Genomic DNA, 12,988 nt, shown 5'->3' on the forward strand with positions numbered 1-12,988 from the left:
TGTCGCGCTTTGGGGTGGGAGGCCGCCAGCGCATCCTATATATAAGAGCCAGGAAACATTGAGACGGAAGCAGATCATGAGCACGCTGTTCAACGACGCGCCCAGCGCGCAGCCCGCCGGGGCCGCGCCCTTCATCATCGATGGCGACCAGGCGAATTTCATGGCCGATGTCATCGAGGCGTCGCGCGAGCTGCCGGTGCTGGTGGATTTCTGGGCGACCTGGTGCGGCCCGTGCAAGACGCTGACGCCGGCGCTGGAGCGGGTGGTGACCGCGCAGGCCGGGCGGGTGCGGCTGGTGAAGATCGATGTCGATCAGAATCAGGCGCTGGTTGGCCAGCTCACCCGCATGGGGCTGCCGCTGCAATCGGTGCCGACGGTGGTGGCGTTCTGGCAGGGGCAGATCGCCGATACGTTTTCGGGCGCGGTGCCGGAGAGCGAGCTGAAGCGCTTCGTCGAAGGGCTGCTGAAGCTGGCGGGCAGTGCGGCGCCGGGGGAGGCGCTGATCGCCGAGGGCAAGGCGCTGCTGGAGCAGGGCCAGGCCGAGGCGGCGGCGCAATATTTCGGGGCTGCTTTGCAGGAAACGCAGGACAAGCCGGAAGCCTGGGGCGGGCTGGTGCGGGCGCTGCTGGCGCTGGGCGAAGAGGCGCAGGCGCAGGAGCTGCTGGGCCAGGTCCCGGCGGCTTTGGCCAACCATGCCGAGATCACCGGCGCGCAGGCGGCTTTGACCCTGGCGCAGGAAGGCCGGCAGGCGCAATCCGCGATGGCCGGGCTGGAGCAGCGTGTGGCCGCGAATCCGGACGATCATGAGGCGCGCTATGAGTTGGCGACGGCGCTGAACGCCAGCGGCGCCCGCGCCGAGGCGGCGGCGGCGCTGCTGGAGATCATCAAGCGCGACCGCGGCTGGCATGAGGACGGGGCGCGGCTGCAGCTGCTGAAATTCTTCGAGGCCTGGGGCATGGACGATCCGGCGACGATGGCGGCCCGGCGCAAGCTCTCGGCGCTGCTGTTCAGCTGAATGGCGATCATCATGCCCCGCCTTGAGGATCTGCCGGAGGAGTTTCCGGTGTTTCCCCTGCCCGGGGCGCTGCTGCTGCCCGGCGGGCAGTTGCCGCTGAATATTTTCGAGCCGCGCTATCTGGCGATGGTCGAGGATGCGCTGGGGCTGGGGCGGTATTTCGGCATGGTGCAGCCGGATAGGCGGCTGGCGCAGGGCGAGACCGGTCCCGGCCTGTACCGCACCGGCTGCCTGGGCCGGATTTCCAGTTTCGAGGAAACCGATGACGGGCGCTATCTGATCGCGCTGACCGGGGTGGTCCGCTTTACCATCGTCGAGGAGACGGGTTTGCGCCGGGGATATCGGCGGGTGCAGGCGGGGCTGGCCGGCTATGCGGCGGATCTGTCGCCCGAGCCGCTCCCGCTGCCCTTTCCCCGGCAGATTTTGCTGGATGCGCTGGGCCGCTATTTCGCCGCGGCGCAGGTGGAGGCGAACTGGGAGGCGATCGGCCAGATGAGCGACGCGGCCCTGGTCACCTCGCTCTGCATGGCTTGCCCGTTTTCGCCCGAGGAAAAGCAGGCTTTACTGGAAGCCCGGGACGCGGCGCAGCGCGCGCAGGCCCTGCGCGCCTTGCTGGAGATCGACGCCTTCGATGGCGGGCCGGGGCAGGATAAAACGCCGAAAGCGAGTTGAGGTGGGATGAGTGTTGAAGCGGATGAGCCGGGGATCGACCCGCGCCTGTTGGAAATGCTGGTCTGCCCGGTGACGCGAGGGCCGCTGACCTATGACCGGACCCGCCAGGAGCTGGTGAGCGAAAAGGCCCGGCTGGCCTACCCGATTCGCAATGGCATTCCGGTCATGCTGGCCGAGGAGGCAAGGCCGCTCGATCCATGAGCAGCGAGAGCGAGCAGGAGGCCGAGCCGGAGGTTCCCACCAAACGCATGCGCACCACGGCGATCATCATCGCGGTGGCGCTGTTCATGCAGAATCTGGATTCGACCGTGGTCACCACGGCGCTGCCGGCGATGGCGAAAAGCTTTCACATCGACCCGCTTTATATGAGCGTTTCGGTCACCTCCTATCTCATCGCGCTTTCGGTGTTCGTGCCGGCCTCGGGCTGGGTGGCGGACCGGTTCGGGGCGCGGCAGGTGTTCCGGGCGGCGGTGATCATCTTCACCCTCGGCTCGGTGTTTTGCGGCATCGCGCCGAATTTGCTGGTGCTGGTGGCGGCGCGCGTGGTGCAGGGGCTGGGCGGGGCGATGATGCTACCGGTGGGGCGGCTATTGCTGCTGCGCTCGGTCAGCCGCAGCCAGATGGTGGCGGCAATGGCCTGGCTGACCGTGCCGGCGCTGCTCGGGCCGGTGCTGGGGCCGCCTTTGGGCGGCCTGATCGTCTCCGTCGCGTCCTGGCGCTGGGTGTTCGACATCAATGTGCCGATCGGCATTGCAGGCGCCATCGCGGTCTCGATGTTCATCCCCGATGTGCGCGAGGAGGGGCGGGGCGGGCAGCTCGATCGTCTGGGGCTGGTGTTCTCCGGTGCGGCGATGGCCTGTCTGATGATCGGCATGGAGACGATCGGGCGCGGATTGATTCCTTTGCCCTGGACGCTGCTTGCCTTCCTGCTCGGCATTCTGGCGTGCCTTGGCTATTGGCGCCACGCCCGCAACGCCGCCAACCCGATTTTGGATTTTTCGCTGTTTCGGGTGCCGACCTTCTCGATTTCGCTGACCGCCGGCACCTTCTTCCGGGTGGCGGTGGGGGCGGTGCCGTTTCTGTTGCCGCTGATGCTGCAGCTGGGCTTCGGCAAAACCCCCTTGCAGAGCGGCATGATCACCTTCGCCTCCGCCGCCGGGGCGATTGCGATGAAGCCGGCCGCGACAAAGCTGCTGACCCGCTTCGGCTTTCGTTCGGTGCTGATCTGGAACGGGGTGGCGGCGACGCTGATGCTGGCGGCGAGCGCCCTGTTCTCGCCGGCTTGGCCGGCCTGGCTGATGGCGCTGGTGCTGCTGGTGGCCGGCACCTTCCGTTCACTGGAATTCACCGCGTATAACGTGATTGCCTATGGCGATATTCCGCGCCCGCGAATGTCCGCGGCGACCACGCTCTACACCACCGTGCAGCAGCTTTCATTGACGATGGGCGTGGTGGTGGGGGCGGCAAGCCTGGAGATTTCCAGTTTCCTGACCGGGCATACGACGCCAAGCCTCAGCGATTACGATATCGCCTTCATCGTGGTCAGCCTGGTGGCGCTGGTGGCCTCACCGCTTTGCGCGCGGCTGCCGCGCGATGCGGGGGATGCGCTGACCGGGCATCGGACGGGGTGAGGGACCGGTTTGGGGTCCGCGATGGGATGATCCCAAACCTTCGCTACGTCAGGTCCTTGGCCAGCAGGAAGCGTTTGAGGCTGGATGCGCCGGGGCCGAGCTGGCGCCAGCTGCTGGTCACCAGGAATTCGGAGAGGCTGGCGGTGGGGTAGCCGGCATCGATCCGCGCCAGCGTGGCATCCGCCCGGCTCTCCCCGGCCAGGCTCAGCGCCAGCTCGTGCAGGCCGGGATTATGGCCGATGACGATGGCGCTGCGCACCGTCTCCGGCAGGTCGCGCAGCGTGTTCAAAATCTGCGGCGGGGTGGCCATATAGAGCTGCGGCAGCTGGTCGATATTCGGCCATTCATCCCAGACCGTCGCATCCTCCAGCCCTTCCAGCGTCTGCTGGGTGCGGGTGGCGGTGGAGACCAGCACCACCTCCGGCGCCAGCCCGGCGCGGCGCATCGCCGCACCGACCCGCCGTGCCGCCTCGCGCCCGGTTTCGGTCAGGGCGCGGTCATGGTCGGACTGGCCTTCGGCCTGTGGTTCGGCCTTGGCGTGGCGAAGGAGAATCAACTGATGCATGGCGCGATTGTGCCATGGTAAAAGAGCGCTGTCGCCCCTATCTCAGGCGGCAAATCAACCGGACGGAGTGCAAAAGGCGCATGATGCAAGGCAGGCTGGAACGGCGGGGATTTCTGGCGGGGGCGGCGGCGTTGACGGCGGCCCCCTGGGCACCGGCGCAAGCCGCCTCCGCCCTGCCGGTGCCGCCCAGCGGGCAGATGCGGTTTCAGATTTTGCGCAATGGTTCGCCGATCGGTGAACAGTTGATGACATTCACCCAGGATGGCGATGGGCTGAAGGTCGATATCCAGGCGGATATGGTGGTGACCATCGCCGGGATTCCGGTGTTTCGCTATCGCGGCCATGCCGTGGAGCAATGGCGGGGGGATGCGTTTGTCGGGCTGCAGAGCCAGGTGAACCATAACGGCACGCTGCTTTCGGTGCAGGCGAGCCCGATTCCCGGCGGCTTCGCGGTGCAGGCGACCAAGGCGGGGGATTATCAATATACCGGCACACCGCCGATGCTGCCGCTCACCTACTGGAACCGCGCCATGCTGCAGGCGATGATCCTGAACGTGGAAACCGGGCGGCACTACCCGGCCATCGTGAACTCGCCAGGCTGGAACAAACTGCCGGACGCGAATGGCGGCACCATTCTCGCACAGCGTTTCGATGTCACCGGGAAGCTGCATCTGAGCATCTGGTACGACCAGCAGAACCAATGGTCCGGCCTGGCCTTTCATGTCGATGGCTACGAGATGTTCCGTAAATACGTCGCCTGAGAGGGCGGCCGCTCAGAGCGAGATGGGTTGACACCCACGCGCTCCATTTATGCTTTAGCGAGCAATATGTGTTTATTCTGACGCTGGCGCGTCAACCTAAACGCATATTGCTCTAAGCGACGGCTTCGTCCGGATGGCGCAGGTGCCAGAGGCGCTCATGCGCCGCCACCAGGCTCTCGATGCTCTTGCGACGGTTGGAATCCGGCGGAACCGTGCGCCGGGTCAGCATCGATTCGAGAATCCGCAGCAGCTGCTCGGCAATTTCGTAATCGCCTTGATCGCAGGCGTGATGGAAGGCGAGCAGAATCTTGTCCGAGAGACGCCGGCTATAGCGCGGGGTGCCGCCCGAAGCGCGGGCGCCACCAGCTTCAAACTCTTCATCGGGGCCTTGAAAACCTGACATAGTGCGTTTCGATCCGATATTAAAACGTTTTGTTAACTTAACGGTTTAAAAGATGGCAGGGCGGTGCCGGGATGATGTACGTCAAGCGTCCTGCGAAGTCTGCCAAGTCTGGGCTCTCAATATTCACCTCCCTTTCATAGGAGGTGTTGGTTGAACTCTCCACGGCGTGATTCTTAAGAGAAATTTAGACTTCGCGCTACAGAAAAAACAAGCCCCTGGAACAGAACGAAAAAAATCGTTCCATCCAGAGGTTGACGTTAAATGAAATTTAAGTACGATATCGTAAAATTTATCTCAACTTCCCGTGGTGGGGGGATCGAAATCGGCGAAGGCGTCCTCCCAGCTGCCCGAGGTTGCCGCCTTGCTGTATTCGGTCGAGCGGTTCTCGAAGAAGTTCGTGTGCTCGACGGCGTTGAGCATTTCATCCAGCCAGGGCAGCGGGTTCTTCTCCACCTGAAAGAGCGCGTTGAGCCCCAGCCCGGCCAGGCGCCGGTCCGCGATATAGCGGATATAACGCTTGACCTCGGCGGCGGTGAGCCCTTCCACCGCCCCGAATTCAAAGGCGAGATCGATGAAGGCATCCTCGTGATCGACGATGGTGGCGCAGGTCTGGTACAGCTCCTGGCGCAATTGTTGCGACCACACCTCGGGATTTTCGGAGATGAAGGTGAGGAAGAGTTTTGTGATCGAATCGCAATGAAGTGATTCGTCGCGCACCGACCAGGTGATGATCTGCCCCATGCCTTTCATCTTGTTGAAACGCGGGAAGTTCAGCAGGATGGCAAAGGTGGCAAATAGCTGCAACCCCTCCGTGAAGGCGCCGAAGGCGGCAAGGGTTTTGGCGATTTCATGCTTGGTCTCCATTGAGAAGCTGTGCATGTAATCGTATTTATCCTTCATCTCCTTGTATTTGAGGAAGGCCTGATACTCAACCTCAGGCATACCCACCGTATCCAGCAGATGCGAATAGGCGGCGATATGGACGGTCTCGATATTGGAGAAGGCTGAGAGCATCATCAGCACTTCAGTCGGTTTGAAGACCTGTGAATATTGCTTCATGTAGCAATTATTCACCTCGACATCCGCCTGGGTGAAAAAGCGGAAAATCTGGGTGAGCAGGTTGCGCTCGCCCTCGGTGAGTTTCTTGTGCCAGTCGCGCACATCCTCGGCCAGGGGCACTTCCTCGGGCAGCCAATGCACCCGCTGCTGGGTCAGCCAGGCCTCATACGCCCAGGGGTAGCGGAAGGGCTTGTAGACCGGGTTTTCGGTCAGCAGGTCCATCTTCGGGGGGTGATCGGTCATGTCGCGGCTTTCAGTCAATCGGCGTCGGTTTTTCGCCGCTTTTTGAAAAAAGCGGCACCAAAAATATTTACAAACAAACCTTGCCTTACTGGCAGGCGAGGCATTCTTCGTAATTCGCCGTGGATTCGGCGGGTTTCAGGGCGGCGGTGGGTTTCTTCTCGGACACCGTATCGGCGCGCTGAATGGAGAGCGAGCGGCAATAATAGAGCGATTTCACCCCGCGTTTCCAGGCCTGATAATGGATCTGGTGCAAATCGCGCTTATTCACATTCGCCGGCAGGAAGAGATTGATCGACTGACTCTGGCAGATAAAGGGCGTGCGGTCGGCGGCATGCTCGATCACCCAGCGCTGGTCCAGCTCGAAGGCGGTCTTGAACACGTCCTTCTCATGCGGGCTGAGAAAGTCCAGATGCTGGACCGAGCCCTTGTTCACGGTGATCGAGGACCAGGTGTCCTCGTCGTCGAAGCCATGCGCGGCGAGCACCTTCTTCAGCGCGCGGTTGCGCACCGAGAAGCTCCCGGAGAGGGTTTTCTGCAGGAACACATTGGCGCTGATCGGCTCGATTCCCGGTGAGGCATTGCCGGCGATGATCGAGATCGAGGCGGTGGGGGCGATGGCGATTTTGTGGGAGAAACGCTCCTCGATCCCGTAATCCGCCGCATCCGGGCAGGCGCCGCGCTCGGCCGCCAGGGTTTTCGAGGCGGCATCCGCCTGGGCGCGGATATGCTTGAACATGCGGGTGTTCCACACCTTCGCCATCACGCTCTCGAAGGGGATGGAATTATCCTGCAGGAAGGAATGGAAACCCATCACCCCCATGCCGACGGAGCGCTCGCGCATCGCCGCATATTTGGCACGCTCCATCGAATCCGGCGCCTTCTGGATGAAATCCTCCAGCACATTATCCAGGAAGCGCATCACATCCTCGATGAAGCGCTCATCCTGGTGCCATTCGAACCAGGTTTCCAGATTCAGCGAGGAGAGGCAGCAGACCGCGGTGCGCTGCTTGCCATATTGGTCGATGCCGGTGGGCAAAGTGATCTCGGCGCAGAGATTGGAGGTTTTCACCTCCAGCCCGGCCAGCTTGTGCTGTTGCGGCCGGGCGTCGTTCACATGGTCGGAATAGATGATGTACGGCTCGCCCTGCTCGATGCGGGTGGTGAGGATGCGGATCCAGAGCGCGCGGGCGGAGATGGAGCGCACCACGCTATGGTCCTTCGGCGAGCGCAGCCCCCACATCTCGTCCTGCTCCACGGCGCGCATGAAATCATCCGAGATCAGGATGCCGTGATGCAGGTTGAGCGCCTTGCGGTTGGGATCGCCGCCGGTGGGGCGGCGCATATCGACGAATTCCTCGATCTCCGGATGCCAGACCGGCAGATACACCGCCGCCGAGCCGCGCCGCAGCGAGCCCTGGGAGATGGCCAGCGTCAGAGAGTCCATCACCCGGATGAAGGGGATGATGCCGGAGGTCTTGCCGTTCTGCCCGACCTTCTCGCCGATCGAGCGCAGATTGCCCCAATAGGAGCCGATGCCGCCGCCCTTGGAGGCGAGCCAGACATTCTCGTTCCACAGCCCGACAATGCCATCCAGGCTGTCAGTGGCTTCGTTGAGGAAGCAGGAGATCGGCAGGCCGCGATCCGTGCCGCCATTGGAGAGCACCGGGGTGGCGGGCATGAACCACATTTTGGAGATGTAGTCGTAAAGACGCTGGGCGTGGGCCTGGTCGTCGCCATAATAGGAGGCGACGCGGGCGAAGAGGTCCTGATAGCCCTCGCCAGGGAGGAGGTAGCGGTCATCCAGCGTGGCGCGGCCGAAATCGGTCAGCAGCGAATCGCGGCTGCGATCGACATTGACCCTGAAGCGGCCGGGCATCTGCACGCCATCATCGAGCAGCGGGGCTTCCGGCTTGGTCATCATATTCATCGCTGCCGATACTCCAGAGGGTCAAAAACGGAAGCGCATAACAACATATAGTGGGCGGGCACGCAATCTAAACTAAATCAAGTCTGGAGAAATTTTCCGAGCCGGGGTTGGGGGCCAGGGCGCGCCCGTGTTCAGGCGGGCCGGCGGCGGCGCTGCAAAGGTTGGTCGATGCAAAAGGCGGCGGCGGCGCTGAGCGCGTAAATGGCCAGCATCGCCCCGAGCAGCAGGCCGTATTGCCCGCCTGGCCCGAGATGCAGGCGCGAGGGCGGGGCGAAGGCGGTGAAGAGCGCCAGAAAACTGCCATGCAGGATATAAAGCGGGTAGGAGATGGCCCCCAGCCGCGTCGCCGCCGCCCTCGGCCGGATTGCCCCGGCGCTTTCCAGCGCCGCCAGCCCCAGCACCACGGCGCCGAAGCCCAGCGCCAGCACCGGGGCGAGGGCTGGGGTGTAATAGGCGTTGCCCCAATGCAGGAATGGCAGACAGAGCAACAGCGCCGCCGTACCGGCCGCGAGCACGCCCCAGGCCAGGCGCGGGCCGGGGGGGCGGGTTTGGTAAAGCCAGCCCGCCAGCATGCCGCCGAAGAATTGCAGATGAAAGCAGGTGAAATTGGTTCCGAACAGGAACAGCACGGCATGCGCGCGCAGCGCCCCCGGCACGAGGCCCGCCTGCAGATGCGGCCAATAGGTGAGGCCCACCGTGCCAACCACCCAGAGGACCAGCACGGCGCGGCCGATTCGCGGCAGCAGGCAGAGCCCGAAAAGCAGATAAAACGCGATTTCCAGCCGCAGCGACCAGGCGGGAGGTACGATATCCGGGGTGAAATACGGGGCGAGCGTGGCCAGCCCGAGCATCCGCCCGGCTTCCGGCACCGCCGGCAGGGCGCAGAGCGCCAGGAGCAAAGAGAGCCAGTACATCGGGTAGATGCGCCGCGCCCGGCGCCACCAGAAGCGCGCGCTGGCCCCGGCCTGTCCAAACTCCTGGCCATGCGCGCAGATCATCACAAAGCCGCTCAGCGTGAAAAAGAACTGCACCGCGAAGGCCGCGGGCGGTACGAAACCGCCCAGCAACGCCGCCCGCCCTGGCGGCGCATAGCCTCCGGCGAACCCGATGAGGTGCATGGCCATCACCAGGCTGGCGGCGATGAAGCGGCCGATTTCCAGCGTGCGCAGCTTCGCCGGAACAAGGCGGTGGGGAGCGTTCATCCTGCCCAGGGTTTTCGGCAAAGGCCGGCGGAGCGTCAAGCAGGGCGGGCTGACGCGATTGTACGCGCTGGCCGGTTTGCCGTACTGTCCCCGCATGAATGCGATGAGCCCGCTTTATCAAGGTTATGTCGATGAACGCAGCATCGCGCATGTGAAAGGCTGGCTGCGCGATGTGAACGACGCCACGGCGCGTCTCGCCTATGAGGTGGTGCTGCCGGGCGATGCCGGCGAGCGCGTGCTGGCTTCCGGCCGCGCCGATGGGTTCAGCGAAATTCTGGTGCAGGTCGGCGTCGGCGATGGCGGCTATGCCTTCGAGGCGCATTTCAACCCGCCGTTGAGCGAGGCTGAGCGCGATCTGGTTTACGTGCGTCCGCAAGGGGCGGCGCATCGGCTGGAGCTGGCGCCGAATCTGCGGACCGATCCGCCGGGGCAGGGGCCGTATCAGGGCTTTGTCGATGCGTGCAGCACGCGGCATGTCGCCGGTTGGGTGCGGGATCTGGCGGATGCGACGCGCCGGGTGGTGATCGACCTGCTGTTGCCGGAGGCGGAGGGTGAGGTGCTGCTGCAACGCCATGTCGCCGCGCAGACCAACGACATGCTGCGCAAGGCCGGGCTGGGCGATGGGCAGAATGCCTTCTTCGTGCTGTTCGACCGCGAACTGAGCGAGGCGGAGCGCGCGGCGCTGATCGTGCGGGTGCATGGTTCGGCGCATGTGGTGGAGCGTTCGCCCCGGCTGAACCAGGAATTTCACCCACTGCAATGCGTGCGGCTGGATATCGTCAATAATTGCAATCTGCGCTGCCCGTTCTGCGTTTACGATTATTCAGAGACTTTCCGCACCAATATGATGGAGGAGGCGACCTTCCAGGCGGCTTTGCGGCTGATCCCTTACGTGCCGGACGGGAATTTCTGGCTCTCCTGCCTGCATGAGGCGACGCTGCATCCGAGGCTGATGGACTTCATCGCGCTGGTGCCGCGTGAGTATCGGCGCAAGCTGTTCTTCACCACCAATCTGGCCAAGCGGCAGACACGGGACTTCTTCGAGGCGCTGGCCGGCGCCGGGCTCGATCATATCAATATCTCGCTGGAGAGCTTTGATAAGGATGTCTATGAGCGCATGCGCAAGGGCGCGCGCCAGGGGATTTTCCTGGAGAATCTGGCGCTGTTGCTGGAGGTGTTCGCCGGCAAGCCGGGGGCGCCGCGCATTCGCTATAATCTGATGGCCTATCGCGCCAATCTGCGGGAGCTGCCGGGGCTGGCGCGCATCCTGCTGGAGGAGAAGCGGGCCTGGCAGGTGGAGATCCGCTACACGTTCGACGGGCCGCAGATCCCGCAGGATTTCCGCCAGGCGGAGTTTCTCTCCACCGATGAATGGCGCTGGCTGGCGCAGGAATTGAGCGTGTTCCCGGCCGAGCGGGTGCTGCTGTTCCAGCCGCCGGGCGGGCGCGGCTATGACCGCGACGCCCCGCCGCCGCCGCCCGCCCCTTCAACCCAGCCGCCGGAGCGCCGCGGCTGGGTGCAGGTGCAGGCCCCGGTCTCGCGGCCGCTGAATGTGCGGATTTTGTGGGATGGCACGCTGAGCGTGTCCTCCGATCTGCTCGGCGATGAGGATGAGCATCCGGAGCGGGCGATCCATCTGCTCTCCAACATTAACGCGCTGGAAGACCCGTTGGCGGCCTGTCTGGCGCTGGAATAGGGGTCAGACCACCCGGCGGGCGAGGCGCTGCAAGGGCTTGTCGATCAGAAAGGCGAGCAGGGCGGCGGCGGCGAGCGAGAGTGCCATTTCGAGAAGGAACAGCACCGGGACGGACAGAACATGCCCCAGCCCAGCCCTTTGCAGCATTTTGATCACCAGCGCGCCGCAATCGGCATGGATCAGATAGAGCGGATAGGACATCGCGCCCAGCCCGGCACCCCAGCGCGGCGGGGTGAGGCGGTGGCTTTGCTCCAGCCCGGTCAGCGCCAGGATCAGTCCCGAGAAGGCGATGCCGGTGCCGAGTTCCAGCGTGCGGTCGGGATAGTCGAACCCCCAATGCTGGCGGGAGAGCAGGGCCAGCACCGCCCCCGCCGAAGCCCCGAGCAGCGCCCATAAGCCCCAGCCGGGCAGAGGGCGGCGGGCGAGCAGGGTCGCGGCCTCCACCCCGCAGAGAAACAGCAGATCGTGAATGCCGAAGAAATACCAGGCGAAGCCGGCCGGCAGGGCGTGGAAATAAGGCCGCACCACGACATGAAACAGATGCGGGAACCAGTAGAGTAGCAGCAGCGCCAGCCAGATGCCCAGCGCCCAGCGGCCGAGGCGGGGCAGCAAGGTGAGGGCGAAGACGATATAGAAGGCCAGCTCGAAGCGCAGCGTCCAGGCTGGGGGATTGGCTTCGGGCATGGAGAAGGAGGAGACCGGCGCCAGGCTGATGATCTGCGCCAGATAGGCCAAGCTGCTGCTGTGCCAGAGAAACCAGAGCGGCATGATCAGCGACAGCCAGTAGAGCGGATAGATGCGCCAGATCCGGCGCCAGAGATAGCGCGGCAGGGCGGCGAGCTGGCCGAGATCGCGCCCATGCGCGTTCTGGATGACGAAGCCGGAGAGCACGAAGAAGAACAACACGGCGGCGATCGGCGGCAGGGAGAAGCCGAAGGGCATGGCGCCGGTGCCGTTCCGGGTGGCGAGCCCGGCCAGATGGTCGGTGGCGACGCAGAAGGCGGCGATGAACCGGGCGATTTCCAGGGTGAGAAAACGGTTCGCGGCGCGCTGCATGGGTTTGGCGTTAGGGGCGGCGGTCAGGTCGCGTCAAGCGCGGCGCCGTCGCGCAGCACGGATTGGGCGGCGGCAGTGATGCCGGCCGCGTCATGCAATGCCAGGCCGGGCAGGATCACATCCGGGCCGCGGCTGGCCTTGCGGGCGCGCAGCAGGATCAGTTTCGCGGCCTCCCCGGCGCGCGGCCAGAGCGGCAGCAAGGTGATGGCGCCACAGGATGGGCGCAGCAGGCTGGCGGCCTGGGCAAAGCTGGCGGCGGGCAAGGCCAGGGTGAGGCTACCCTGGTCGCGCAGCAGCCGCAGCGCCTCGCCGATCCAGCCGGCGAGCAACCCTTCGCTGGCGTGGTGGGCGAGGGCGCGGGCGGAATCGGGGGAGTGGGTGCCATCCGGCGCGAACCAGGGCGGATTCGCCATCACATGCTGGAAGGTCTGGGCTGCGAAGGGCAGGCGGGTCGCATCCGCCTGCACGGCGGCGAGATCGTGAAAGCCATTTTCGGTGAAATTCGCCTGAGCCAGGGCGGCGAGGGCGGGGTGACGCTCGATGCCGATGCCGCTGATCCCGCCCAGCCGGGCGCGCAGACAGAGCAGCGCCGCCCCCGCGCCGCTGCCCAGCTCCAGCACGCGCGTACCGGGGCGGGCGGGGCAGAAGGCGGCCATCAGCACCGGCTCGAAGCCGCTGCGATGCCCCGCGCGCAGCTGCCTATAGGCCAGCCGCCCGCCCAGCAGCGTGCCCGCACTCGTCTCATCCTCGACCACCCG

13 protein-coding genes are annotated in these 12,988 nt (G+C 64.7%); 6 read left to right on the forward strand and 7 right to left on the reverse strand.

Features of this window, described 5'->3' with window-relative positions:
- Positions 1–76 precede the first annotated feature (76 nt).
- From ACZ46S_RS15940 to ACZ46S_RS15955, 4 genes are read left to right on the forward strand one after another with little or no spacing between them, the layout of a single operon-like run.
- Positions 77–1,015 (forward strand): tetratricopeptide repeat protein, encoded by a 939-nt coding sequence (locus ACZ46S_RS15940; RefSeq protein ID WP_295737120.1) that lies wholly within the window; start codon positions 77–79, stop codon positions 1,013–1,015.
- Between the two features lie 12 nt (positions 1,016–1,027).
- Positions 1,028–1,687, forward strand: coding sequence for an LON peptidase substrate-binding domain-containing protein (locus tag ACZ46S_RS15945; protein WP_464062544.1), 660 nt, complete (start codon positions 1,028–1,030; stop codon positions 1,685–1,687).
- Positions 1,688–1,693: 6 nt separating this feature from the next.
- A complete protein-coding gene (locus ACZ46S_RS15950) occupies positions 1,694–1,888 on the forward strand; it encodes a Trm112 family protein (protein WP_464062545.1) in 195 nt (64 codons plus the stop codon).
- Positions 1,885–3,318: an MFS transporter gene (locus tag ACZ46S_RS15955; RefSeq protein WP_464062546.1), complete on the forward strand. Its 1,434-nt coding sequence runs from the start codon at positions 1,885–1,887 to the stop codon at positions 3,316–3,318. Before ACZ46S_RS15950 ends, ACZ46S_RS15955 begins: the two co-directional genes overlap by 4 nt.
- 43 nt (positions 3,319–3,361) lie before the next feature.
- Here the strand turns inward: ACZ46S_RS15955 and ACZ46S_RS15960 are convergent, their stop codons facing one another.
- On the reverse strand, positions 3,362–3,883 hold the full coding sequence (locus ACZ46S_RS15960; protein ID WP_295737130.1) for a SixA phosphatase family protein: 522 nt from the start codon (positions 3,881–3,883) through the stop codon (positions 3,362–3,364).
- 80 nt (positions 3,884–3,963) lie between these two features.
- Between ACZ46S_RS15960 and ACZ46S_RS15965 the strand changes: the two genes are divergently transcribed.
- The gene (locus ACZ46S_RS15965) at positions 3,964–4,644 is read left to right on the forward strand and encodes a DUF6134 family protein (RefSeq protein WP_295737133.1); all 681 of its coding nucleotides are present in this window, start codon (positions 3,964–3,966) and stop codon (positions 4,642–4,644) included.
- Positions 4,645–4,756: 112 nt separating this feature from the next.
- On the opposite strand, the gene ACZ46S_RS15970 is transcribed toward ACZ46S_RS15965, so the two are convergent.
- From ACZ46S_RS15970 to ACZ46S_RS15985, 4 genes are all read right to left on the reverse strand, one after another.
- Complete coding sequence (locus ACZ46S_RS15970) at positions 4,757–5,047, reverse strand: hypothetical protein (RefSeq protein WP_008494469.1); 291 nt, start codon at positions 5,045–5,047, stop codon at positions 4,757–4,759.
- A 294-nt stretch (positions 5,048–5,341) separates the two neighbouring features.
- Positions 5,342–6,349, reverse strand: a complete 1,008-nt coding sequence (locus ACZ46S_RS15975) for a ribonucleotide-diphosphate reductase subunit beta (RefSeq protein ID WP_464062547.1) — start codon at positions 6,347–6,349, stop codon at positions 5,342–5,344.
- An 85-nt stretch (positions 6,350–6,434) separates the two neighbouring features.
- Positions 6,435–8,276 carry a ribonucleoside-diphosphate reductase subunit alpha gene (locus tag ACZ46S_RS15980; RefSeq protein WP_464062548.1) on the reverse strand — a complete coding sequence of 614 codons (1,842 nt, stop codon included), beginning with the start codon at positions 8,274–8,276 and terminating at the stop codon, positions 6,435–6,437.
- Between the two features lie 131 nt (positions 8,277–8,407).
- Complete coding sequence (locus tag ACZ46S_RS15985) at positions 8,408–9,478, reverse strand: acyltransferase family protein (protein ID WP_464062549.1); 1,071 nt, start codon at positions 9,476–9,478, stop codon at positions 8,408–8,410.
- A gap of 94 nt (positions 9,479–9,572) precedes the next feature.
- Between ACZ46S_RS15985 and ACZ46S_RS15990 the strand changes: the two genes are divergently transcribed.
- Entirely contained in the window at positions 9,573–11,174 is a 1,602-nt protein-coding gene (locus tag ACZ46S_RS15990) for a radical SAM protein (protein WP_464062550.1), read from the forward strand.
- Positions 11,175–11,177: 3 nt separating this feature from the next.
- Here the strand turns inward: ACZ46S_RS15990 and ACZ46S_RS15995 are convergent, their stop codons facing one another.
- Together ACZ46S_RS15995 and ACZ46S_RS16000 are read right to left on the reverse strand one after the other, a co-directional pair.
- A complete protein-coding gene (locus ACZ46S_RS15995) occupies positions 11,178–12,230 on the reverse strand; it encodes an acyltransferase family protein (protein ID WP_464062551.1) in 1,053 nt (350 codons plus the stop codon).
- A 23-nt stretch (positions 12,231–12,253) separates the two neighbouring features.
- On the reverse strand, positions 12,254–12,985 hold the full coding sequence (locus tag ACZ46S_RS16000; protein ID WP_464062552.1) for a tRNA1(Val) (adenine(37)-N6)-methyltransferase: 732 nt from the start codon (positions 12,983–12,985) through the stop codon (positions 12,254–12,256).
- Positions 12,986–12,988 lie beyond the last annotated feature (3 nt).

Source organism: Acidocella aluminiidurans, assembly GCF_055383125.1.

Bases quoted from the DNA above. Each gene is read 5' to 3' on its own strand.
- ACZ46S_RS15940 (WP_295737120.1), top strand. From the start codon at position 77: ATGAGCACGCTGTTCAACGACGCGCCCAGCGCGCAGCCCGCCGGGGCC.
- ACZ46S_RS15945 (WP_464062544.1), top strand. From the start codon at position 1,028: ATGCCCCGCCTTGAGGATCTGCCGGAGGAGTTTCCGGTGTTTCCCCTG.
- ACZ46S_RS15950 (WP_464062545.1), top strand. From the start codon at position 1,694: ATGAGTGTTGAAGCGGATGAGCCGGGGATCGACCCGCGCCTGTTGGAA.
- ACZ46S_RS15955 (WP_464062546.1), top strand. From the start codon at position 1,885: ATGAGCAGCGAGAGCGAGCAGGAGGCCGAGCCGGAGGTTCCCACCAAA.
- ACZ46S_RS15960 (WP_295737130.1), bottom strand. From the start codon at position 3,883: ATGCATCAGTTGATTCTCCTTCGCCACGCCAAGGCCGAACCACAGGCC.
- ACZ46S_RS15965 (WP_295737133.1), top strand. From the start codon at position 3,964: ATGATGCAAGGCAGGCTGGAACGGCGGGGATTTCTGGCGGGGGCGGCG.
- ACZ46S_RS15970 (WP_008494469.1), bottom strand. From the start codon at position 5,047: ATGTCAGGTTTTCAAGGCCCCGATGAAGAGTTTGAAGCTGGTGGCGCC.
- ACZ46S_RS15975 (WP_464062547.1), bottom strand. From the start codon at position 6,349: ATGACCGATCACCCCCCGAAGATGGACCTGCTGACCGAAAACCCGGTC.
- ACZ46S_RS15980 (WP_464062548.1), bottom strand. From the start codon at position 8,276: ATGAATATGATGACCAAGCCGGAAGCCCCGCTGCTCGATGATGGCGTG.
- ACZ46S_RS15985 (WP_464062549.1), bottom strand. From the start codon at position 9,478: ATGAACGCTCCCCACCGCCTTGTTCCGGCGAAGCTGCGCACGCTGGAA.
- ACZ46S_RS15990 (WP_464062550.1), top strand. From the start codon at position 9,573: ATGAATGCGATGAGCCCGCTTTATCAAGGTTATGTCGATGAACGCAGC.
- ACZ46S_RS15995 (WP_464062551.1), bottom strand. From the start codon at position 12,230: ATGCAGCGCGCCGCGAACCGTTTTCTCACCCTGGAAATCGCCCGGTTC.